The sequence below is a fragment of the Pseudomonas mediterranea CFBP 5447 genome, from assembly GCF_000774145.1.
GTDB lineage: Bacteria > Pseudomonadota > Gammaproteobacteria > Pseudomonadales > Pseudomonadaceae > Aquipseudomonas > Aquipseudomonas mediterranea.
Map to the genome: position 1 here is coordinate 1,712,506 of NZ_KN322987.1, position 19,339 is coordinate 1,731,844.

The 19,339-nt window shown below is 57.4% G+C and carries 21 protein-coding genes; 4 read left to right on the top strand and 17 right to left on the bottom strand.

The window, feature by feature from the left end; translation table 11 throughout:
* Positions 1-126: 126 nt before the first annotated feature.
* Positions 127-402, top strand: a complete 276-nt coding sequence (locus N005_RS27445) for a hypothetical protein (protein WP_047704015.1) — start codon at positions 127-129, stop codon at positions 400-402.
* A gap of 118 nt (positions 403-520) precedes the next feature.
* Here the strand turns inward: N005_RS27445 and N005_RS27450 are convergent, their stop codons facing one another.
* The 3 genes from N005_RS27450 to N005_RS27460 all read right to left on the bottom strand — a co-directional run bounded on the left by N005_RS27450 (position 521) and on the right by N005_RS27460 (position 2,789).
* Positions 521-1,000 carry a DUF4411 family protein gene (locus tag N005_RS27450; RefSeq protein WP_047704016.1) on the bottom strand — a complete coding sequence of 160 codons (480 nt, stop codon included), beginning with the start codon at positions 998-1,000 and terminating at the stop codon, positions 521-523.
* A complete protein-coding gene (locus N005_RS27455) occupies positions 987-2,171 on the bottom strand; it encodes an ImmA/IrrE family metallo-endopeptidase (protein ID WP_231983250.1) in 1,185 nt (394 codons plus the stop codon). The genes N005_RS27450 and N005_RS27455 overlap by 14 nt, the downstream gene beginning before the upstream one ends.
* A 288-nt stretch (positions 2,172-2,459) precedes the next feature.
* Complete coding sequence (locus N005_RS27460; protein ID WP_052126482.1) at positions 2,460-2,789, bottom strand: hypothetical protein; 330 nt, start codon at positions 2,787-2,789, stop codon at positions 2,460-2,462.
* A gap of 147 nt (positions 2,790-2,936) precedes the next feature.
* Here N005_RS27460 and N005_RS27465 point away from each other — a divergent pair, with 147 nt between their 5' ends.
* Positions 2,937-3,551, top strand: coding sequence for an alpha/beta fold hydrolase (locus tag N005_RS27465; protein WP_047704017.1), 615 nt, complete (start codon positions 2,937-2,939; stop codon positions 3,549-3,551).
* 98 nt (positions 3,552-3,649) lie between these two features.
* Here N005_RS27465 and N005_RS28575 read toward each other — a convergent pair whose 3' ends face one another.
* The 9 genes from N005_RS28575 to N005_RS27510 all read right to left on the bottom strand — a co-directional run bounded on the left by N005_RS28575 (position 3,650) and on the right by N005_RS27510 (position 12,821).
* On the bottom strand, positions 3,650-4,687 hold the full coding sequence (locus N005_RS28575; RefSeq protein WP_081993372.1) for a restriction endonuclease: 1,038 nt from the start codon (positions 4,685-4,687) through the stop codon (positions 3,650-3,652).
* Between the two features lie 196 nt (positions 4,688-4,883).
* On the bottom strand, positions 4,884-6,356 hold the full coding sequence (locus tag N005_RS27475; protein WP_047704019.1) for a Shedu anti-phage system protein SduA domain-containing protein: 1,473 nt from the start codon (positions 6,354-6,356) through the stop codon (positions 4,884-4,886).
* A gap of 274 nt (positions 6,357-6,630) precedes the next feature.
* Positions 6,631-6,993: a DUF6124 family protein gene (locus N005_RS27480; RefSeq protein ID WP_047704020.1), complete on the bottom strand. Its 363-nt coding sequence runs from the start codon at positions 6,991-6,993 to the stop codon at positions 6,631-6,633.
* Between the two features lie 287 nt (positions 6,994-7,280).
* A complete protein-coding gene (locus N005_RS27485) occupies positions 7,281-8,303 on the bottom strand; it encodes an IS110 family RNA-guided transposase (protein WP_047704021.1) in 1,023 nt (340 codons plus the stop codon).
* 612 nt (positions 8,304-8,915) lie between these two features.
* Positions 8,916-9,551, bottom strand: a complete 636-nt coding sequence (locus tag N005_RS27490; protein WP_047704022.1) for an SCO family protein — start codon at positions 9,549-9,551, stop codon at positions 8,916-8,918.
* A complete protein-coding gene (gene cyoE / locus N005_RS27495; RefSeq protein WP_047704023.1) occupies positions 9,548-10,447 on the bottom strand; it encodes a heme o synthase in 900 nt (299 codons plus the stop codon). Before cyoE ends, N005_RS27490 begins: the two co-directional genes overlap by 4 nt.
* Positions 10,435-11,514 carry a COX15/CtaA family protein gene (locus N005_RS27500; RefSeq protein ID WP_047704024.1) on the bottom strand — a complete coding sequence of 360 codons (1,080 nt, stop codon included), beginning with the start codon at positions 11,512-11,514 and terminating at the stop codon, positions 10,435-10,437. The genes cyoE and N005_RS27500 overlap by 13 nt, the downstream gene beginning before the upstream one ends.
* 10 nt (positions 11,515-11,524) lie before the next feature.
* Positions 11,525-12,118 carry a hypothetical protein gene (locus N005_RS27505; RefSeq protein ID WP_047704025.1) on the bottom strand — a complete coding sequence of 198 codons (594 nt, stop codon included), beginning with the start codon at positions 12,116-12,118 and terminating at the stop codon, positions 11,525-11,527.
* Complete coding sequence (locus tag N005_RS27510; RefSeq protein ID WP_047704026.1) at positions 12,084-12,821, bottom strand: SURF1 family protein; 738 nt, start codon at positions 12,819-12,821, stop codon at positions 12,084-12,086. Before N005_RS27510 ends, N005_RS27505 begins: the two co-directional genes overlap by 35 nt.
* Positions 12,822-12,891: 70 nt before the next feature.
* Between N005_RS27510 and N005_RS27515 the strand changes: the two genes are divergently transcribed.
* On the top strand, positions 12,892-13,095 hold the full coding sequence (locus N005_RS27515) for a twin transmembrane helix small protein (protein ID WP_047704027.1): 204 nt from the start codon (positions 12,892-12,894) through the stop codon (positions 13,093-13,095).
* Between the two features lie 6 nt (positions 13,096-13,101).
* On the opposite strand, the gene N005_RS27520 is transcribed toward N005_RS27515, so the two are convergent.
* The 4 genes from N005_RS27520 to coxB all read right to left on the bottom strand — a co-directional run bounded on the left by N005_RS27520 (position 13,102) and on the right by coxB (position 17,485).
* Positions 13,102-13,989: a cytochrome c oxidase subunit 3 gene (locus tag N005_RS27520; RefSeq protein ID WP_047704028.1), complete on the bottom strand. Its 888-nt coding sequence runs from the start codon at positions 13,987-13,989 to the stop codon at positions 13,102-13,104.
* 24 nt (positions 13,990-14,013) lie between these two features.
* Positions 14,014-14,565 carry a cytochrome c oxidase assembly protein gene (locus N005_RS27525; protein WP_047704029.1) on the bottom strand — a complete coding sequence of 184 codons (552 nt, stop codon included), beginning with the start codon at positions 14,563-14,565 and terminating at the stop codon, positions 14,014-14,016.
* Between the two features lie 117 nt (positions 14,566-14,682).
* A complete protein-coding gene (gene ctaD, locus N005_RS27530; protein WP_024778458.1) occupies positions 14,683-16,275 on the bottom strand; it encodes a cytochrome c oxidase subunit I in 1,593 nt (530 codons plus the stop codon).
* A gap of 82 nt (positions 16,276-16,357) precedes the next feature.
* Positions 16,358-17,485 (bottom strand): cytochrome c oxidase subunit II, encoded by a 1,128-nt coding sequence (gene coxB, locus N005_RS27535; RefSeq protein ID WP_047704030.1) that lies wholly within the window; start codon positions 17,483-17,485, stop codon positions 16,358-16,360.
* A gap of 373 nt (positions 17,486-17,858) precedes the next feature.
* Here coxB and N005_RS27540 point away from each other — a divergent pair, with 373 nt between their 5' ends.
* Positions 17,859-18,509: a hypothetical protein gene (locus N005_RS27540; protein ID WP_047704031.1), complete on the top strand. Its 651-nt coding sequence runs from the start codon at positions 17,859-17,861 to the stop codon at positions 18,507-18,509.
* A gap of 142 nt (positions 18,510-18,651) precedes the next feature.
* On the opposite strand, the gene N005_RS27545 is transcribed toward N005_RS27540, so the two are convergent.
* A complete protein-coding gene (locus N005_RS27545; RefSeq protein WP_047704032.1) occupies positions 18,652-19,194 on the bottom strand; it encodes a hypothetical protein in 543 nt (180 codons plus the stop codon).
* Positions 19,195-19,339 lie beyond the last annotated feature (145 nt).

A 19,339-nucleotide genomic window follows, 5' to 3' on the forward strand; every position in this document is an offset into this window, starting at 1 on the left:
GGCAAGTGACGAAACCTGCAATGTCCGACTTACTCGGCAAGGAAGGGCAATCAATTGGCGCGATTTTCAATCTACAGCGGACCGGTTTTGGTGGGCTATTCAACCCTGGAGGATGGAGATCCTCCAATGGGCGTTGCTTTCGGCCAATTCGTCCCAGCCGATGGGTACCAGGCTATCCAGCAAGAATGCCGCGCAAATCACCTAGATCAATCGGCTTTAGCGCTTTGTGCTCAAACCGAAGCGGGCCTGGTTATTCCATGTGCTGGCATTGGCATTCTGGACTACTTGGAAGAGCTTCTGCCCGAATTGATCGAGATAAACATTCTCGGCATTCCTCGTCCTCTTTACGAAGAGTTGTTTCCTGAAAAGGTCGCGAGATATAAGCGCCAGTTTATTTCTTGAAAAAAATCTGTCCCCTTTTCTACTGGCTTTTGCCTGGTGTTCTAGAGAGGTTGAGGCTTCGGCGGTTTGATAGGGAAGGGGAAATCCGTCCCATTTTGTACTCAATCACTTGAAGTCATCACCCAAAAACCGCTTGGGATCGTTTGATGTAGTCGAGGAAGTTGATCCAAGGGGTTTGCACACTTTCCATGCTGCAAACAGCAGGGATCTTCCAATTGCGCTTTTGCTTGTTCGCAGAAGGCTGAAACGCCTCATCGGTGACTAACTCGCAGCCATGTAGCTTCGCGGTGGCAATGATATATAGATCGTTTTCATCGACCCCAGCACCATATTTGTCTTCTTCGATCTCGAGCAATCCTTTGATACGAAAGGCTTCCAGCAGGATCGCCTCGGTCACGGGCATCTTTTGCAAACCTGCATCCTTCAGCCAGGTCACGCACTCCGGTGCTTTGTGTCCAACCTCTTCGGCGGCAACCTCGGACATCCGAATCATCCCTTGCATCACTCGATCCGCCATCCATGCCCAAAGACCCGGAAACTGCGCGATAGGGTAGTTATCCCATGCGTAAAGCATGGATGAGGCATCAAACACCTGCATAGAAGCGTTCCAGCTTGTGCAGGTCCGAGATCTTAAGATTGTCGAGATAACTGCTTGCCTTGGCGAGAGTAATACGACGAGCGTTCATGGCTTCCAGCACTGTGCGCACGTAACCATCGCCAAAAATGTGCCGGGGTTCGCGATTGCGGTGCTCTCGGCTGCCACCCTCTTTTTCAGGCATTACTCGTTGCGTGCTCCACCGCCGGTATGCGGCATAGGCTTCGCTTGGCAAACGTCCGGCATCCATCAGACGCCGTAGAATCATCTCGCCGCTCACACCCCACGCCTTGCGTTGTGGTTCCAGCCAGTCATCAAACTCGGCCGCCTCAACAGGGCGCTCATTGTCATGAATACTCAACAGAAACCGATCTGGGACCAATAGATGGCCGGCGAAGGCGTTCGCTTCTTGCTCTTCATCCTCCGTCGAATACAAATCCTCTTCATCGTCCATCGAGCTTGCACGATGGATAAGTAGGTGCCCCAACTCATGCATCAACGTGAAGCTTTGGCGGGTATCTGCATCCTGCTTTTTGACGACGATTAACGGGCATTCAGAATCGTAGAGCGAAAAACCGAGAATCGGGCTTTCCTTCGCAATCTGCCATTTACCGTTGTAGCCATTGCTGCGGAAGACCAGCAGACCGCGCGCTTCGATGGCCTTACGATAACTGTCAAAATTGTTGCGGCTCGCCAGGCCTAGCCACTCACGCACACGGCTGGCCGCATCGGGGATGCTCAGGCCTGCCAGGTCGGGCGGCGAGAAACGCACGACTTCCGTCGGATCAAGCTCCTCACGTAGTGCAAGGTACACGGTGCGATGGTGCTCCACTCGCTCAACCAGCAGCTTCAGGCGGTGCGAAAGCTCCGGTTTCTGATTGCTCAAGGTACGGAACTGCGGCGAGTGCACCTTTGCCTCGTTGACCGGCCCAGGCTCTATGAAAAACAAGGTGCCTCGCCCGAAAAAGGCCGCGAGCTTACGCAACTGGTTGAAGGTCAGTCCCGTCTCGCCGGCCATCACTTTTTCAAAGCTGGCAGGTGCTATATCGATCTCACGGGCGAGCTCGTCCCGCGTCATACCGTGATCGGTACAACACCAGTCTATCCGCGCGAGATTGATTGATTGGATACGTTCCATGATTTGAGTATATAGACGGTGTGTACCGGTGAACATGAGCCACCAAAGCTAGCTGCCGAAAGCTTGATGCGGTCGGGCCTATGACTTTCCTCAGGGAGCTAGCATGCCGGGGTGTCATCGATACCGGCTCGACCAGTGTTATGGAAACGATAGAGCTCGAGGGCAGGGCTGAAAAGCCGGCGGATTCTGGTGCGGTTGTGGGCAAAGGCGCAAGGATATGTGGCTTGGAGGTGCGGTGGTCAGATCCTGGCTTGGCTCATAGAAGGTGGAGAAGCAGGAGCAAGCATGCGAATGCTATCTAAAAGGCCGTCTCTGCTTTCTAGCTCAGTTGCCATTTCCCGCCAGGCAGGCAAGCTTACGTGCCCTGTGACGATGAGATTGAGGCAGCCCCCGATTCTCGGCGCAATGAGCCAAGAGTTGGCTCAGTTCCAAATCCAGAGGAAAGCCCTCTTCCAACCATCGGAGCGCCAGTCCTGCCCAGTACTCCGAATGTGAAGCCAGTGCTGTGACCACCAATGGTTGCAACGCTATCTCGCTAGGTAGTGTGTATTTTTTCCTCAGGGTTCCTACCGCGTCAGGCAAATCGAGCGCCGCCACCTCGAAAGGCTTTTCAAGCAGTGGCAATAGCCAGACGTAGCTAAACTCGTCGCTCATCTTTTCTCTCGACTGCAATGTCTGTTCTTATCGGCAATGAAACAAATCATACGGCCTAGCTGTTCGGATGTCCGCCATTGGGCTACGAGTGGTTCTCCTGCCGATGGATCATTGACTCTTTCAATCTCACCTTCAAGGACCGAACCCGTGCCCGCATCCCCCACCAAACTCCTATTCCTCCCCGGCGCCTCTGGTAACACCCAGTTTTGGCATCCAGTTGCCGAGCGCCTGACCCATCCGGCGCAGCAGGTTCATATCGGCTGGCCCGGCTTTGGAGACACTCCGCCCGTGCCTGGCATAACCGGCATGGAAGATCTGGCGACTCGAGTGCTGGCCGAGATCGACCGGCCCACCGGACTGGTGGCCCAATCCATGGGCGGTATCGTCGCGGTGCTAGCTGCGCTTGAACGCCCTGAGCTGATCACGCACCTGGTGCTGACCGTCACCTCTGGTGGGGTGGATATGTCTGATCTGAACGCCCAGGACTGGCGCCCGGACTTTGCTGCCGCCAACCCGACGCTGCCGAGGTGGTTTCTCGACGACCGCACCGACCTCACGCTGCGGTTGGCTGAGTTGCGTATGCCAGTGTTGCTCCTATGGGGCGATGCGGATCCGATCAGCCCCGTTTACGTCGGCCAGCGCCTTGCTCAGCTTTTGCCCCGTGCGGAGCTACATGTTTTCCCTGGTGCTGATCACAGTTTGGGTTTTACGCATGCGGATGAGGTGGCGAGTTTGATTGAGAGACATCTGGCCTGCGGGTAGTGGATACTTGTTGCCATTGCGTGAAAAAACAGGGGGTAGAAAAATGAGAATCGCAAATCTTGAAAATAAATCCGTCCCCTTATCCCCCTTATCCGTTATTAAATTTCACGGTAAGACAAGTTTCCCATCTTCTTGTAGCCAAATTTTTCTTTGTTTTTCTCCCATATCATCTGATCATTGAATGTTCGTATTGGTGGAGTGGATAGATTCACCCACTTGTCGTGCTTCGCCAATTCATCAAGATCGCCTACGCCATAGAATGCATGAAATAGTGGTTGCCGAAATTCGCTATAAAAACTTGGGTCATCAGACGAGTAATAGTCCGATTGAGGAAGTGTGATTTGAAGTTTTATGTGCCAAGTTACGTATCCCCCATCTACACAACATTCATCAAGCTGAGCCTTGATTTCGGAGGGACTCAAGGCTGGAGGGCTCTCAGATGGAACGAGGTAGTCTGCGGCCACACTGTAGAATGGACCATTTGGGGTGTCGTGCCAAATACCTCTTATGCGGAGACTTTCGCCATCGCCGAGGTAGACGTTTTCAAGCTCTTGAACTATGACTTCAAGATCGATAAGCGATGGAGGATCAATTCCTGCGCGACTTTCAACATAGAGGAAGTAACCCCTGAAATGGGCCATCCAGCGTTCTTCGCGTTCGGTGTAAAACATTCGCCATTTTGGAACTGCCATAGAAATAGGAAAGAACTGTTGTGCGACGGAGTAAGCATTTGGGTTTAGTAGTAGTCTTTCGATTGTGACCGAGTCCCAGACTTCGGTTGCGATATTGGCATTAGAGAAAAGCTCTCTTAGCTTTCTCGTCAATTCGGATGAAACAGTAGTAGTGCAGGCCAGCAGATAGCCGTCAGCTTTAACTCTTTCACATCGGTCGCGGATGTCTGTGACATCATCCACGCCAACAGATCTGTTCGAGTGTGCATAATGCTTGCAGTCAACAAGCCACAGACGCTTGCTATCTTGGATTTCCCCCTTTAGAGGTTCTTCAACAAGTAAATCTCTACCGCTATCTGGACCCTTACCAGTCCAATGCGGCCGCAAACCTCGCTTCAATAAAATCTCTCGAACGAGTTGCTCAAACTTGGTTCCGTCCTTCGGTAACTCCGTGAAATTCAGCAAAGTAGTCTCCTATAAATAAAAAGCCTAATGGTACTCCGCTCAGCAGATCCAACAACTGGCTCCATACCTCGCGGGAAACTGGGAACGGACCACGACTTTGGGTTCACCTCTAATCGGCCTGTCTCATAATCGTGGTCTGTCCCTCAGTTTCCGTTAGATTGAAAAAGTGACTGATGGAAACATGGGAGTACCATAGCTAGAATGGAACGTCATCTTGCGCGGCGGCAGCGCTCGGGCTGAGATTGGAGCTCGCTGTTGGTGAGGGTGAAAGTACCTTGTGAATATCTTCCAAGCGTCGCTGCAATTCATCAAAAGTTACCACCGATACATCTTTTAGAGCATTTCGGTACTGTTCGAATGAGCGCCGCTGGTGTCTGTCGGATGGCGTGCGGCCAATTACGACAATGGCCGGAACTGCATACGCGTGTGCTGGCTCCTCCAGATCCTCTTTGAGCTGGAAAATTTCCCTCTGCAGGCTTGCCCGCTGATTAATTATCTGTGCGACAGAACCACTCAGTTCGACTGAGGGACCGTATGTATCATTCCTATAGGCGGGAGTTTTCAGTAGGTCCTTTTGTGGATGTTTGATCTCAATAAGCGCTACGTTACCTGTTGACTTTGCCGCCACTAAGAAGTCCGAATAATTTCCTCCTCGCCCATTGAGCCGCTTGCTGCCCACGTATGGCCGTTCGCAGACCACTTTGACTGGATATGAAAAAGCCATGTCTAGGATGAACGGATTGTCAGCCAGAAACTGCTGCCACTTATCTTCCTTCGCGTCGGCGGACATCAGGTTTTTATAGCGCTCAACTAACTCACCTAAAGTTACCCGCTCAATATCCGCTTTGAGGTCTAGCAAAATCATGGGTGTCTTCTTGGCGATTGCGCCTGCGTTATCCTTTACCAAGTTAACCGCTGACTTTTGGTCGGCCGTAGATAGCTGTGAGCGCCCTCTACCTAGCTTGATAAGGTCCGTCAGAACATTCGCAGGTAATTTCTTCGTGCGCTCAGGATTTCGAATCGGGTCCGCGGCGTGGGCTAACCCCGTGTAGCAAACCAATTGCTTGTCTGACCGTGTCTCGCGTTGGTGCCTCTGGCTCAAGCGATCAAGGCTGCGCTTCAGCTCCGAATATCGATCAATGCCAAGATAGTATGAACTTCCGTGAATTTTCGCGTCATCCGATCCATCCTCGCCATGAATCACAATGGTGTGTATGTCACCTATATCGGATATCGACTCAATGATAAAGCGGTATTCCCACAGTAGACCCAAGCCTATTTGCCAATCCTTCGCGAAGCCATCTGGCAGTGAGCTAAGAAGACCTTCAAGCTCGTCGCGATTGGTTGGAATGCGGTATGGGTGGGCCTTGGGTCTGGCGAGTAAAATTTGGTCTATAGGACCGTGCTTAGGAGTTCCATAGTTTGCGCTTCTCCCTCGCTGATGAATTGGATAGATGCATATCTCATCGGGAGATACGGACAGGATTTGATGCCAGGTTTCAGGCGTTTCAAAGTCTTCGGTGAGGTCGCTGAAGTATACCTCACCGCGTTCTGCAACCAAAACATCATCGGTCGGAATGCCTTCATTATCGAAGAGTAGAAATTCTACGAATGGCCCTCCGTCAGTCCGAGATTGAAAAGTCATCTGTGAGGGGCGCATAGAAGGCATTCACTTGCTCCGCTTGTGTGCTACGCAGGAGCGTGGCAGTTAGGGGGTAAGACGTCAACTTGGAGGCAAGGGGTATCTAGGAAAAACTTTGGAAAACTCCGAAGGTGAATCTATTTCGTGCCCACAAAGCCGATTTCTTCCAAAGCGGCTATTATCCTGCGTCCGTTTATTAGCCATTTACGATCAATTGCAAAGAGAGATACGTGTCCGCGTCTGCAAATAGAATAACCAAACCCGGCGCAGAGCGCCGGGTTTTTCGTTGTGAAATGCTTGCTTACTGCCGCGGCTCCACGTTATCCAACACCCGATTCGCCAACAACGAACTCAGCTCAATCAACTGTTGAATCCCCAGCGCCAAATGGCGCCGCGAGCCATCCAGGTCAAACGCCAGATCAGTAACCATGGCATCGGCTGAAGCCAGCGTTTCACTGAGGTTAGCGAGCATGCATTCGTTATCGAGGCCATTCACAACGGTGAAAATCTGCCCCGGTTTGGGTTCGTCTTTGGATTGATCCGGCTTCGGCAGCAGGTAGTGGTCCAGCACGCGTTTGGTGGTTTCTTCTTGCTTCCTGGCCTTGGCTTTTGCGGACTGTGTGGTGGGGTCTGTTTCTGGTGGGTTTGGAGTTACTTTGAACATTGGTGTGATCCTCTCATGGGGCCGCACCATTTCGCTACTAAACGGAATGTATGGTCAGCCCATCTCCTGCAACCACGAGCGATGAGCGGTAAAGCATGCTTGCGCTAATGTATCCGGGCTCATGGTCGGCAGGTGGTGCCGCCTGGCCCTTGATGAGTAATCGCTCCTGCCTGTCCTTAAAAAGGGTGCCAGCTTCGAAAGCTGATTCGTTTACCAGGTTTTCAGGCAGGAGTTGAGCTGTTTATCGTCATCATCTTGTCGTCGCAAAAGCCGGTAGTAAATTTCGATCAGGTCATGGATTGTGCGTTGTAGCTAACTCCGCGAGCTAAAACTGCCCATACGATCCTTGCCAATTTATTGGCCAAAGCGCAGGCGACTTTATTCGGGTGTTTTCGTATCAGCAGGTCTCTGCACCAGACTCCCAAAGCATCGGTACGTTTATCTATGTGCACCAGAACTGCACGCGAGCCTTGAATCATAAGCTTTCGAAGGTATTTATCACCGCGCTTGCTGATGTTCAAAAGGACGGTTTGGCCGCCTGTTGAATATTGCCTTGGCACCAGCCCCAGCGAAGCGGCGAAGTCTCGCGATGAGTGAAAATTGGAAGCGTCACCGACGTCGGCCAGCAGCGCGCTAGCGATGATCGGGCCGATGCCGGGGATGCTCATCAGGCGTGTTCCCGCGTCATCAGTGTCCACCTGCTCTTTGATACTCCGGTCAATCGCCTTAATCTCGTCGTTGAGCCGTTTCATCTCTTCCAGTAGATGTTCAATAAAGGACTTCAGCTGTTGCGGTAACTCGGCGGCAGGGTCGTCCAGAATTTCGTGAACCTGATTCATAGCCGCTTTTGTTGCAGGCAATTCGATCCCGAACTCAAGCAAGAACCCGTGAATGCGGTTTATCGTTTGAGTCCGGTGGCCTACCAACGCCTCCCGTAGACGATGCTGGGTCGATAGAACCTGCTGTTCCACGGTTTTGATGGCGACGTAACGTATTTTAGGACGGGATGCGGCTTCGCAGATTGCCTCAGCGTCGATGTAATCGTTCTTGTTCCCGGTGACGTAGGGTTTTACATGCTGCGGCGCGATCAATTTCACTTGATGGCCGAAGGACAAGAGCTTCCTAGCAAGCCAGTGGGAACCGCCACAAGACTCCATCGCTATGGTGCAGGGCTTCAGCCTTGCGGCAAACTCAAGCAAGCGGCTGCGATTGAGTTTCTTGCGCAGTACTTCCTTGCCTTTGGCATCGTGTCCGATCAGATGGAAGGTGCTTTTTCCAATATCCAGTCCGAGCAAGTTCAAGGTGTCCATGAGAGGTCTCCGCAAGTCAGTGGGAACCCCGGTAAGTTTAGATTTACCGAGGCTCCCGTACTGGGCTGACCATCTCATTAGGGTGGCAGCTGTGCGCAAGTTAGTAGACCGGTGATCACACCAAACCCGGCGCGCCCGAAGGCGCCATGCGCACAGCCACCATCAAGAACAGGCAATGCCTGCTGATGAGACTTGTGCAACCGAAGATGTGAACCGGGCTACTAAACCCGACCACTGATGAGCAGTGGCAAGGAAACGATAGAACCCCGGAACAAGGCGCACAAGCGGGCGGATTCTGGCGTAGTTGTAGGCAAAGGCGCAAGGATGCGTGGCTTGGTGGTGGGGTGTAGGTGAGGGCTGTAGGAGGAGGGATTTTGGGTGATGCGGGGGGCTTGTTTGGCTCTGGGATTGGGTTGATTTCATCGCGAGCAGGCTCGCTCCCACAGGGGGTGGGGGCAGGAAGACCCTGTCCTCCCCCAGCCAATGTTGATTGCAGTTAGCCTTTTGGGGGCTGCTGCGCAGCCCAGCGGGAGCAAGCTCCCTCGCCACAATGAATCAGCAGCCACAATGAATTGGTATGGCTAAGCTGAACGGTGTTGCCCCATCGCAGTGCTATTTGCGCTTGAGCATCTCCGGCAGCTGCGCCACCAGTTTCTGGTTGTTCAGCGGCGCGCGAATGAACCCGCGTTGGGTGCCGTCCGGGCCGATGACGGCGAGGTTGCCGCTGTGGTCGACGGTGTAGTTGGGTTTGCTGGTGTCTGCCGGGATGAACGGGATGCTCACGGCGTTGGCGAGCTTCTGCAGGTCTTCGATGGATGAAGCGGTGAGGCCTTTGAACTGCGGGTCGAAGTAGCCCAGGTATTGCTTGAGCTGTTTGGGCGTGTCGCGGTTCGGGTCGACGCTCACCAGCACGATCTGCAACTTATCCACAGCCTCTTTCGGCAACTCGCTCTTGATCTGGCGCAGTTGGGCGAGGGTGGTGGGGCAAATGTCCGGGCAGAAGGTGTAGCCGAAGAACAGCAGGCTCCATTTATCCTTCAACCCGTCCACGGCCACGGGCTGGCCGTCCTGGTCGGTCATTTTCACGTCCGGCAGGGTGCGGGCCTGGGGCAGCAGGATGATGCCGGCGTCGATCAGCGCCGTCGGGTCGCCTTCACCCTTGCCGGACAGCACTTTGTTGACGGTGAGGCCGAGGATCAGCGCGATCACGGCCACGAGGGCGAAGACGGTTTTCTGGGTTCGGGTCATAGGCTCAACAGTAAGTAATGATCTACAAGCAGGGCGATGAACAGCAGGAACAAGTAGTAGATAGAGTACTTGAACGTGTTGATCGCCGCGTGCGGCCGACTGCCACGGTACAACACCACGGCCCATTGCAGGAACCGCGCGCCGAGCACGAGGGCACACACCAGGTAGAGCAGCCCGCTCATCTGGATCACGAACGGCATCAGGCTCACCGCCAGCAGCACCAGGGTGTAGAGCAGGATGTGGATTTTGGTGTAGTGCTCGCCATGGGTGACCGGCAGCATCGGGATGTCGGCCTTGGCGTATTCCTCCTTGCGATGGATCGCCAGGGCCCAGAAGTGCGGCGGGGTCCAGGCGAAGATGATCAGCACCAGCAACAGCGGTTCGGCGCTGACGTGACCGGTGGCGGCGACCCAACCCAGCAGCGGCGGCGCGGCGCCGGCGAGGCCACCGATGACGATGTTCTGCGGCGTCGCGCGCTTGAGGAAACCGGTGTAGATCACCGCGTAACCCAGCAGCGACGCGAGGGTCAGCCAGGCGGTCAGCGGGTTGGTGAAGGCCAGCAGCAGCGCCTGGCCGATCACCGCCAGTGCCAGGGCGAAGGTCAGTGCGGCGGTCGGTGAGACCCGGCCCTCGGCCAAGGGGCGTTTGTGGGTGCGGGCCATCACGGCGTCGATGCGACGGTCTACCACGTGGTTGACCGCCGCCGCGCCGCCGGCGCACAGGGCGATGCCCAGGTTGCCGAACACCAGCACCGTCCACGGCACACCGGCGCGGGTGGCGAGGAACATGCCGACCAGCGAGGTGATCAGCATCAGTACCACCACTTTCGGCTTGGTCAGCTCCAGATAGTCGCGCCAGATCGCCTGGCTGCGGCGTGCACCGGTCAGGGTTGCCATGGCATCTCTCCTTTTATTGTGATGGGGCTGGCGCCGTGTTTATGCGGGGTGAACCGCCAGCGCAGCGGGACTTGATGCTTGACCCGGACCAGGCTGGTACGGGCGTGATAATTGACCAGCACCAGGGTCAGCAGCAGCGCCGCGCCCCCGGCGTTGTGGGCGACGGCCACCGGCAGCGGCAAATGAAACACCACGTTGCTGATGCCCAGGGTGATCTGCGCCGCCAATGCAGCCAGCACCAGGCCGGCGAGGCGGGTCATGCCCACGGTTTTCAGTTGCCAGGCCAGGCCCAGCAGTACCACCGTCACCAGCAACGCGCCGATCCGGTGGGTCAGGTGAATGGCGGTGCGGGCGTCGCTGTCGAGTTGGCCGCCCAGGTAGTTCGGGCCGATGTGTTGGGTGAGGTGGAAGCCGTTGGCGAAGTCCGCCGGTGGCAGCCATTGGCCGTGGCAGGTGGGGAAGTCGATGCAGGCCACCGCAGCGTAATTGGAGCTGACCCAGCCACCGAGGGCAATCTGCCCGATCACCAGCAGCAGCCCGGCCGTGGCCCAGTGTTGCAGGCGCTTGGGCACGGTCAGTGCCGGCAGCACCCCGGACAATCGCAAGGTGAGCAGGAACAGCAGGCTCAACGTCGCGAAGCCGCCCAGCAAATGTCCGGTCACCACCTGCGGCCATAACTTCAAGGTTACGGTCCACATGCCGAACGCCGCTTGGGCGAAGACCACGGCCAACAGGAACAGCGGCAACTTCACCGGCTGGCCCGGGCGGTGGCGGTTCATCCAGGTCCGGGCTGCCAACGCCACGATCAGCAAGCCCAGGGTCCCGGCGAAGTAGCGATGGACCATCTCGTTCCAGCCCTTGTGGGCTTCCACCGGGGTATCGGGAAAGTGCAGTTCGGCATGGGCCAGTTGGGCTTCGCTCTTGGGCACGCTGATGAATCCGTAGCAGCCGGGCCAGTCCGGGCAGCCGAGGCCGGCGTGGGTCAGGCGGGTGTAGGCGCCCAGCAATACGACGATCAGTGCCAGCAGCGTGGCAAACAGTGCAAGGCGAAATCCTGGTTTGGCCATGTCGATGCCCTCATCCGATGTTCGACAGTTTCAGCAGGTGCCGCAGGTCGTTGAGTAGGTCCTTGCCCTTGACCCGGGCGTCGTAGCGCAGCACCAGGTTGCTGTGGGGGTCGATGATCCACAGCTGGGCGCCGTCGGTGTTTTGGACATCTTTCTGATAGACCGGCAGGTCCAGCGGGTAGCGTTGCAGTTGCGGGTATTCGCGCTGCAGCTGGGCGTCGTATTCGGCGTCCAGCGGTTGGGCGATGGCCAGGGCATGGCTGGCGCGGGAGGCGTCGCGACCGAGGCCGATCTGCACCTGCCGGGCCAGGTACACCAGTTGCCGGCAGTCCACCGAGCATTCCTTCGGCGCGGTGACGAGGATCTGCCAGCGTTGCTCATCGGCCTGCACGCCGATCTCGGCGCGGGTCTGGCCGGTGCCGATCAGTTCGCCGTGATAGCTGCGGCTGTTCGGTACCCAGAACTGGAATTTGTACATGCCGGTGGCGAGGATCATTGGGCCGATGACGCCGAAGACGATCAGCAGCAATTGCAGGCGCCCCTTGCGACGGCTGTGCGCCGAGGGTGCCTCAGACGTGTTGGTTGGATTCATGGCGCTTCCCATGGTGTCTCCCTGCGTTATGCCATCCGAGATAAAGGAAAAGGCCGAACAGCGCCGCCGCCATGGCGAACCACTGCACGGCATAACCGAGGTGTTTTTCCGGGCCCATGCTCACCACCGGCCAATCGGTCCGGTAGGCGCCTGGGCCGCTTTGTTGACGCAATTCGTAGGCGAAACCGTTGCGATCCAGCTCGGCCCAGAGCTTGGCCGGCTCGATGGCGGTGACCAGTCGCGGCCATGGGGCGCCGGTGGGGTCGGCGTGGAGCTGGAACGTGGTGCCGGGTGCGACGTAGACCCAGGCCTCCAGGTTCAGGGGCTGTTCGGGGGTGTCGAAGACCGGCGGGGTGCGGCGGTCAGGCCACGGCAGCCAGCCGCGATTGACCAGCAGCCACAGCTCGGTCCGGTGGTCGAGAAAGGGTTGCAGCAACTCGACGCCGACCTTGCCGTCGTGCTGGCGGTTGTCCAGGAGGATGCTGTGCTCGGCGTCGAACTCACCGCTCAGCAGCACCGGTCGAAAGGCCGGATCCGCGGTCTGTTGCAACTCGGCACTGTCCATCGGCGACGCCACGCGACGCTCGGCGTAGTTCGCCATGAGCACGCGCTTCTGTTCGCCCCGGCTCAATTGCCAGAAGCCCAGGCACACCATGACCGGCACCAGCACGGCGACCACCAGTGACGGCACGATGCCCGGCCGGAAGCCTTTCATGGTGCCGCCCGAAAGTCGTCGAACGGGAAAGCTATACTCACGTGCATCGCGTCCCCCCGGAGTGTCCCTGATGCTAAAAGCAGCCATCGTCCTGATGCTGATCGCCACGGTTGCCAGCCTGTTCAGCGGCCTGTTTTTTCTGGTCAAGGACGAAAGCGATTCCAATCGCCTGATGATCGCCCTGGCGATTCGGGTCAGCCTGGCCGCTGTCACCGTCGGCTTGATCGCCTGGGGCTTTTTCAGCGGCCAGTTGGTGTCCCACGCGCCTTGGTAAAGAGCGCTAGAGCACGTAGACGAAGATGAACAAGCCGATCCACACCACATCGACGAAGTGCCAGTACCAGCTCGCCGCCTCGAAGCCGAACTGATGCTCGTTGTCGAAGTGCCCACGCATGATCCGCATCAGCATCACGAACAAAATGATCGTGCCGATGGTGACGTGGGCGCCGTGGAAACCGGTGAGCATGAAGAACGTCGCGCCGTAGACCCCGGAGCCCAAGGTCAGGCCCAGTTCCTTGTAGGCGTGGATGTATTCTTCGGCCTGGAAGCCCAGGAACGCGCAACCCAGTAGCACGGTGATCGCCAGCCACAGTTTCAGCGCGCCACGGTGACCTTTTTTCAAGGCATGGTGGGCGATGGTGACCGTGACGCTGGAGCTGACCAGCAGCACGGTGTTGAGCAGCGGCAGGCCCCAGGGGCTGATGACTTCCTTGGGTGCCGGAAACAGTTTCGGGTCGGGGTTGTTCAGCAAGGGCCAGGTGAACTGGAAGTTCGGCCAGAGCATATGGGCCAGGCCCTTGGTGCCTTCGCCGCCCAAGGCCGGTCCCGACACGTGGCGCACGTAGAACAGCGCACCGAAGAAGGCGATGAAGAACATCACCTCGGAGAAGATGAACCAGCTCATGCCCCAGCGAAACGAACGATCGAGCTGCGGGCTGTACAGCCCGGCGCGGCTTTCCTTGACCACCGCGCCGAACCAGCCGAACAGCATGTAGGCCACCAGCAGGCCGCCGACAAAGAAGATCAGCGGGCCGTGGGATTCCGGTCGCGCGGCCTTCAGGTCGTTGAACCAGGTCGCCAGGCCATACACCGTGACGAACATCCCGACCGTGGCGATGATCGGCCATTTGCTCTGGGCCGGAACGTAATAGTGTTCGTGAGTTGCCATTTATTGTTCTCCTTATCGGGCACGCTATCGTTCAGTGTTTTGAGCCACCGGTGGATGACGAGCGGTGATATCGAACAGCGTGTAGGACAGCGTCAGGTGCTTCACATCCTTGGGCATGTCCCGGTCGACGATGAAGCGCATGGGCATTTCGATCCGTTCACCGGGTTGCAGCACTTGCTGGGTAAAACAGAAACACTCGGTCTTGTGGAAGTACGCCGCCGCGGTGCTCGGCGCGATGCTCGGAACGGCCTGGGCGCTCATCGGCCGGTCGGTGGGGTTGTGGGCCACGAAGACCATCTCGTTCACCGCGCCCGGCTGCACCACCAGTTGATCGCCCTTGGGATAGAAGTCCCAGGGCATGTCCACCGCATTGGTCGACAGGAACTGCACGCGCACCTGCCGCGATGCATCGGCCACCTGCTCGCCCTCGTACTGCCCGGCGGTCTTGCCATTGATGCCGAACGCCTTGCACATCACGTCGTAGATCGGCACCAAGGCAAAACCGAAGACGAACATCGCCACCACCACGATCATCAGGCGGGTGACCAGTTTCTTCATCGAGATGGAATCAGCCATGGCTCTCAACCTCCGGTGGTTGGGGACACCCTCGCTCGGACGAGCGCTTAGCGGTGCATCTGGCACACCGAGTCGCGCCTATCGCGAGCAGGCTCGCTCCCACACGGGCAACCGTGTTCATTTCACTTCCGGCGGCGTAGTAAAGGTGTGATACGGCGCCGGCGACGGCACGCTCCACTCCAGCCCTTCTGCCCCATCCCACGGCTTGGCCGGTGCTGGCGGGCCGCCGCGGATGGTCTTGATCACGATGAACAGGAAGAAGATCTGCGTGGTGCCGAACATGAACGCGCCGATGGACGACACCATGTTGAAGTCGGCGAATTGCAGGTTGTAGTCCGGAATCCGCCGGGGCATGCCCGCCAGGCCGACGAAGTGCATGGGGAAGAACGCCATGTTCATCCCGATGAACGACAGCCAGAAGTGCAGCTTGCCGAGGGTTTCGTCGTACATGTGGCCGGTCCATTTCGGCAGCCAGTAGTAGGCCGAGGCGAAGATCCCGAAGATCGCGCCAGGTACTAGCACGTAGTGGAAATGCGCGACCACGAAGTAGGTGTCCTGGTACTGGAAGTCCGCCGGGGCGATGGCCAGCATCAGCCCGGAGAAACCCCCGATGGAGAACAGGATCACGAACGCCACGGCAAACAGCATCGGCGTTTCGAAGGTCAGCGAGCCTTGCCACATGGTGCTGGCCCAGTTGAACACCTTCACCCCGGTGGGCACGGCGATCAGCAGGGTGGCGTACATGAAGAACAGCTCGCCCACCAACGGGATGCCCACCACGAACATGTGGTGCGCCCAGACAATGAACGACAGGAACGCAATGGCCGCCGTGGCGTAGACCATCGAGGTGTAGCCGAACAGCGGCTTGCGCGAGAACGCCGGGATGATCGAGCTGACGGCACCGAAGGCCGGCAGGATCATGATGTACACCTCGGGGTGACCGAAGAACCAGAACACGTGCTGGAACAGCACCGGGTCACCGCCGCCGGCGGCACTGAAGAAGCTGGTGCCGAAGTGGATGTCCATCAGCATCATCGTCACGCAACCGGCCAGTACCGGCATCACCGCGATCAGCAGGAACGCGGTGATCAGCCAGGTCCAGACGAACAGCGGCATTTTCATCAGCGTCATGCCAGGGGCGCGCAGGTTGAGGATGGTGGCGATCACGTTGATCGCGCCCATGATCGAACTGATCCCCATCAGGTGGATGGCGAAGATGAAGAACGTCACGCTTTCCGGCGCATAGGTGGTGGACAGCGGCGCGTAGAAGGTCCAGCCGAAGTTCGGCCCGCCGCCGGCGGTGAACAACGTCGACACCAGCAGCAGGAACGCCGCCGGCAACAGCCAGAAGCTGAAGTTGTTCATGCGCGGCAGGGCCATGTCCGGCGCGCCGATCATCAACGGGATCATCCAGTTGGCGAGGCCGACGAAGGCCGGCATCACCGCGCCGAAGACCATCACCAGGCCATGCATGGTGGTCATCTGGTTGAAGAACGCCGGTTCCACGATCTGCAGGCCGGGCTGGAACAGCTCGGCGCGGATCACCATGGCGAACGAGCCGCCCAGCAGGAACATGGAGAAGGCGAACCACAGGTACAGCGTGCCGATATCCTTGTGGTTGGTGGTCAGTACCCAGCGCATCAGGCCCTTGGCGGGGCCGTGGGCGTGGTCGGCGCCGGCATGACCGTGGTCATCGATCACAGCACTCATGTCCTGTCTCCTTCGAACGAATGGGCTGGACGGCGCGGGGCGATGAGCCCCGACCGGTTGCGGGAACACACGTCAGGCCGGCTCATTTGCTTTCCGCCTGTTTGAGTTCCAGCACTTCTTTCGGCGTAACCATGTCGCCCTTGTTGTTGCCCCAGGCGTTACGTTCATAGGTCACGACGGCGGCGATATCGACTTCCGACAATTGCTTGCCGAACGCGGCCATGGCGGTGCCCGGTTTGCCGTGGAAGACAATGCTCAGGTGATCGGCCTTCGGCCCGGTGGCGATCTTCGAGCCCTTGAGCGCCGGGAACATCGGTGGCAGGCCCTGGCCTTCGGCCTGGTGACAGGCCACGCAAGTGGTGTGGTAGATCTTGTCGCCACGTTCCTTGAGTTCTTCCAGGGTCCATTCCTTGCTGGTCAGCTCTTTGAGCTGCGCGGCTTCGGCCTTGCGTTCGCCCAGCCATTTCTCGTAGTCGGGCTTGCTCTTGACCTCGACCACGATCGGCATGAAGCCGTGGTCCTTGCCGCACAGCTCGGCGCACTGGCCGCGATACAGGCCGGGCTTGTCGACCCGGGTCCAGGCCTCGTTGACGAAGCCGGGAATGGCATCGCGCTTGACCGCGAAGGCCGGTACCCACCAGGAGTGGATCACGTCGGCGGAGGTCACCAAAAAGCGCACCTTGGCGTCGACCGGCAGTACCAGCGGCTTGTCGACTTCCAGCAGGTAATGTTCGCCCTTGGCGCTCTGGTTATGGATCTGTTCGGTGGGCGTGGCCAGGTTGCTGAAGAACTCGACGTCCTGGCCCAGGTATTTGTAGTGCCACTTCCACTGGTAGCCGGTGATCTGGATATCGATGTCCGACTCACTGGAGTCGTACATCTTGATCAGGGTCGCGGTGGCGGGAATCGCCATGGCCACCAGGATCAGGAAGGGCACGATGGTCCAGAGGATCTCGACGCGGGTGTTTTCGTGGAAGTGCGCCGCGTTCTGGCCGGTGGAGCGGCGGTGCATCATCATCGACCAGAACATGGCGCCGAAGACGATGAGGCCGATCACTACACAGATCCAGAAGATGGTCATGTGCAGGTCGAATACTGCATTGCTGATCTGTGTCGCTCCAGGCGCCATATTCACAGTCCAGGCGGCTTGCGCCTGGCTGAAAATCGAACACAACAGGAGGCCCATCCAAACATGTGGATGTCGCGTCATTGCGGGTTCCCCTTATCGTTCTTGTTATCCCGTAGGCATAAAGCCTGCGGCAAGGAGAGCGGCTACATCAGACTACGAACTCGAACCGCCGTGCCTTGCTGCCGTACATCGGGTTCATCAGCTAACTCCATTCAGAACCGAGTATAGACAGCGACTGCAACCTCGCAACGCGATGGCGTAAATCGTTTGAAACAGACAGCACTTGCGCTGGAGGCCGCGAATGGAGAAGGATGCGAAACCAGATGATGGCAAACCGATATAACAGCGATGCATCAAGGAAGAGGCAGTTATGACAAATAGGTCTTAGGCGTGTTTATTCGCCAGCTAAGTTATGTCTTCCCTATTTCATTGCCTTTGTTTTCCTGGAGTTGTCATGAACACCGCCGCATTGCGCGAGCAGATCCAAAAAGCCCAACAACACGAAGCCGAGACTGGCCAGTTGGCCCGTCAGTTGGAAAGCCAGTTACCGCACCTGCACCGGGCTATCCAATTGCCAGAGACGAACGCCAGCGACGTCCTGGCGCGGTTTGTCGCCGCCTACATCGATGAAGTCCCCGACCTGCTGGACGCCGCCAACGAGGTCGCCAAGGAGGCGGGCATCGAGCCGCAAATCAAACCGGTGCTGAAAATCGCCGAACAGTATTTCCTCCAGCCGCCAACGATCATGGCCGGCCATGTCGGGCTCGACAGCCTGCTGGACGAGGCTTACCTGGCCCATCGATTCGTCGAAGAGGTCAATGACCTGTACATCAAGCATTTCGGCCAGCCATTGATCCCTCTGGACATGACGGTCGCCAATCTGATTGCCCACCAGTTGATCGGCGAAGCCTTTGCCAACCAGCTCGATGAAGTGGTGCATCACGCCTTCGATGAGATGCTCAACGACGAGACGTTTGCCCTGGAGTCGGTGGAAACTTACCGCGAGAAACTCAGCAGCCCGCACACCGGCGCCGCCTGGAAGCGCTGGCCGTGCATGTCGCGGCGCTTGGGTGTGGGGTTGGAGCTGGATCAGCCGGCGGCTTGATCCAAAGCTGAATTCACCAAACCCTTGTGGGAGCGAGCCTGCTCGCGATAGCGGTCTATCGGCTGACTAAAAAGTTGTCTGATATACCGCCATCGCGAGCAGGCTCGCTCCCACATTTGCTCGTCAGGATGCCCCTCCGCCTTCAAGCCTTGAAATCTCTCATCGAGGCAAAGGAATTCGCGATCTTTCGATGGATCAAGTGATCGTCCAGATCCGTGTCGCCATCGCTGTCGGCGTCGGTGGCGTTGACGACTTCTCGATAGAGTCCTTTGTTGTAGCCAGTGACCGTCACGACTGAATCGGGGTCGGTCATGTCGGAATCTTTCTTGTAGAGACCGATATTGACGTCGGGCAGTGCAGCGTTCTGGCTATTGCTGGCAAACGAAACCATGATGCATTTGTACAGCCGCTTCTCGTCCATGCTACTCAACGTGACCATGGCGCTGGCCAGGTCGGCGGCAAGGGTGTAGTAGGACGCGTCATCTTCATCGATGTCGTCATCGCCTTCGACATCGTCCACACCTTCGGCGGTTTCATATAGGCCGGTGATGGAATTGGCATAGACCGTGACGACGAGATCGGGTTTGAGCCCAGGCTTATACCCGTTGTTGTAGCGAGAGATGATGGCTTCTGGAACACCATCTTCATTAGAGTCGTTGAACTCGTATACCAGTGCATAGTTCATGGAATGCTCCATGGGGAGATAGAAAAGATACCTCCTCTACAAACTAAGGCTCGCTCAACGAATGCGTCTACTGTCATAGCTGACAGGTGTACGTGGGTACACCCGCTTCAAATGCCAACACAAAACCGGTGGGAGCGAGCCTGCT

Bases quoted from the DNA above. Each gene is read 5' to 3' on its own strand.
- N005_RS27445 (WP_047704015.1), top strand. From the start codon at position 127: ATGGGCGTTGCTTTCGGCCAATTCGTCCCAGCCGATGGGTACCAGGCT.
- N005_RS27450 (WP_047704016.1), bottom strand. From the start codon at position 1,000: ATGCAGGTGTTTGATGCCTCATCCATGCTTTACGCATGGGATAACTAC.
- N005_RS27455 (WP_231983250.1), bottom strand. From the start codon at position 2,171: ATGTTCACCGGTACACACCGTCTATATACTCAAATCATGGAACGTATC.
- N005_RS27460 (WP_052126482.1), bottom strand. From the start codon at position 2,789: ATGAGCGACGAGTTTAGCTACGTCTGGCTATTGCCACTGCTTGAAAAG.
- N005_RS27475 (WP_047704019.1), bottom strand. From the start codon at position 6,356: ATGCCTTCTATGCGCCCCTCACAGATGACTTTTCAATCTCGGACTGAC.
- N005_RS27480 (WP_047704020.1), bottom strand. From the start codon at position 6,993: ATGTTCAAAGTAACTCCAAACCCACCAGAAACAGACCCCACCACACAG.
- N005_RS27485 (WP_047704021.1), bottom strand. From the start codon at position 8,303: ATGGACACCTTGAACTTGCTCGGACTGGATATTGGAAAAAGCACCTTC.
- N005_RS27490 (WP_047704022.1), bottom strand. From the start codon at position 9,551: ATGACCCGAACCCAGAAAACCGTCTTCGCCCTCGTGGCCGTGATCGCG.
- cyoE (WP_047704023.1), bottom strand. From the start codon at position 10,447: ATGGCAACCCTGACCGGTGCACGCCGCAGCCAGGCGATCTGGCGCGAC.
- N005_RS27500 (WP_047704024.1), bottom strand. From the start codon at position 11,514: ATGGCCAAACCAGGATTTCGCCTTGCACTGTTTGCCACGCTGCTGGCA.
- N005_RS27505 (WP_047704025.1), bottom strand. From the start codon at position 12,118: ATGGGAAGCGCCATGAATCCAACCAACACGTCTGAGGCACCCTCGGCG.
- N005_RS27510 (WP_047704026.1), bottom strand. From the start codon at position 12,821: ATGAAAGGCTTCCGGCCGGGCATCGTGCCGTCACTGGTGGTCGCCGTG.
- N005_RS27515 (WP_047704027.1), top strand. From the start codon at position 12,892: ATGCTAAAAGCAGCCATCGTCCTGATGCTGATCGCCACGGTTGCCAGC.
- N005_RS27520 (WP_047704028.1), bottom strand. From the start codon at position 13,989: ATGGCAACTCACGAACACTATTACGTTCCGGCCCAGAGCAAATGGCCG.
- N005_RS27525 (WP_047704029.1), bottom strand. From the start codon at position 14,565: ATGGCTGATTCCATCTCGATGAAGAAACTGGTCACCCGCCTGATGATC.
- ctaD (WP_024778458.1), bottom strand. From the start codon at position 16,275: ATGAGTGCTGTGATCGATGACCACGGTCATGCCGGCGCCGACCACGCC.
- coxB (WP_047704030.1), bottom strand. From the start codon at position 17,485: ATGACGCGACATCCACATGTTTGGATGGGCCTCCTGTTGTGTTCGATT.
- N005_RS27540 (WP_047704031.1), top strand. From the start codon at position 17,859: ATGAACACCGCCGCATTGCGCGAGCAGATCCAAAAAGCCCAACAACAC.
- N005_RS27545 (WP_047704032.1), bottom strand. From the start codon at position 19,194: ATGAACTATGCACTGGTATACGAGTTCAACGACTCTAATGAAGATGGT.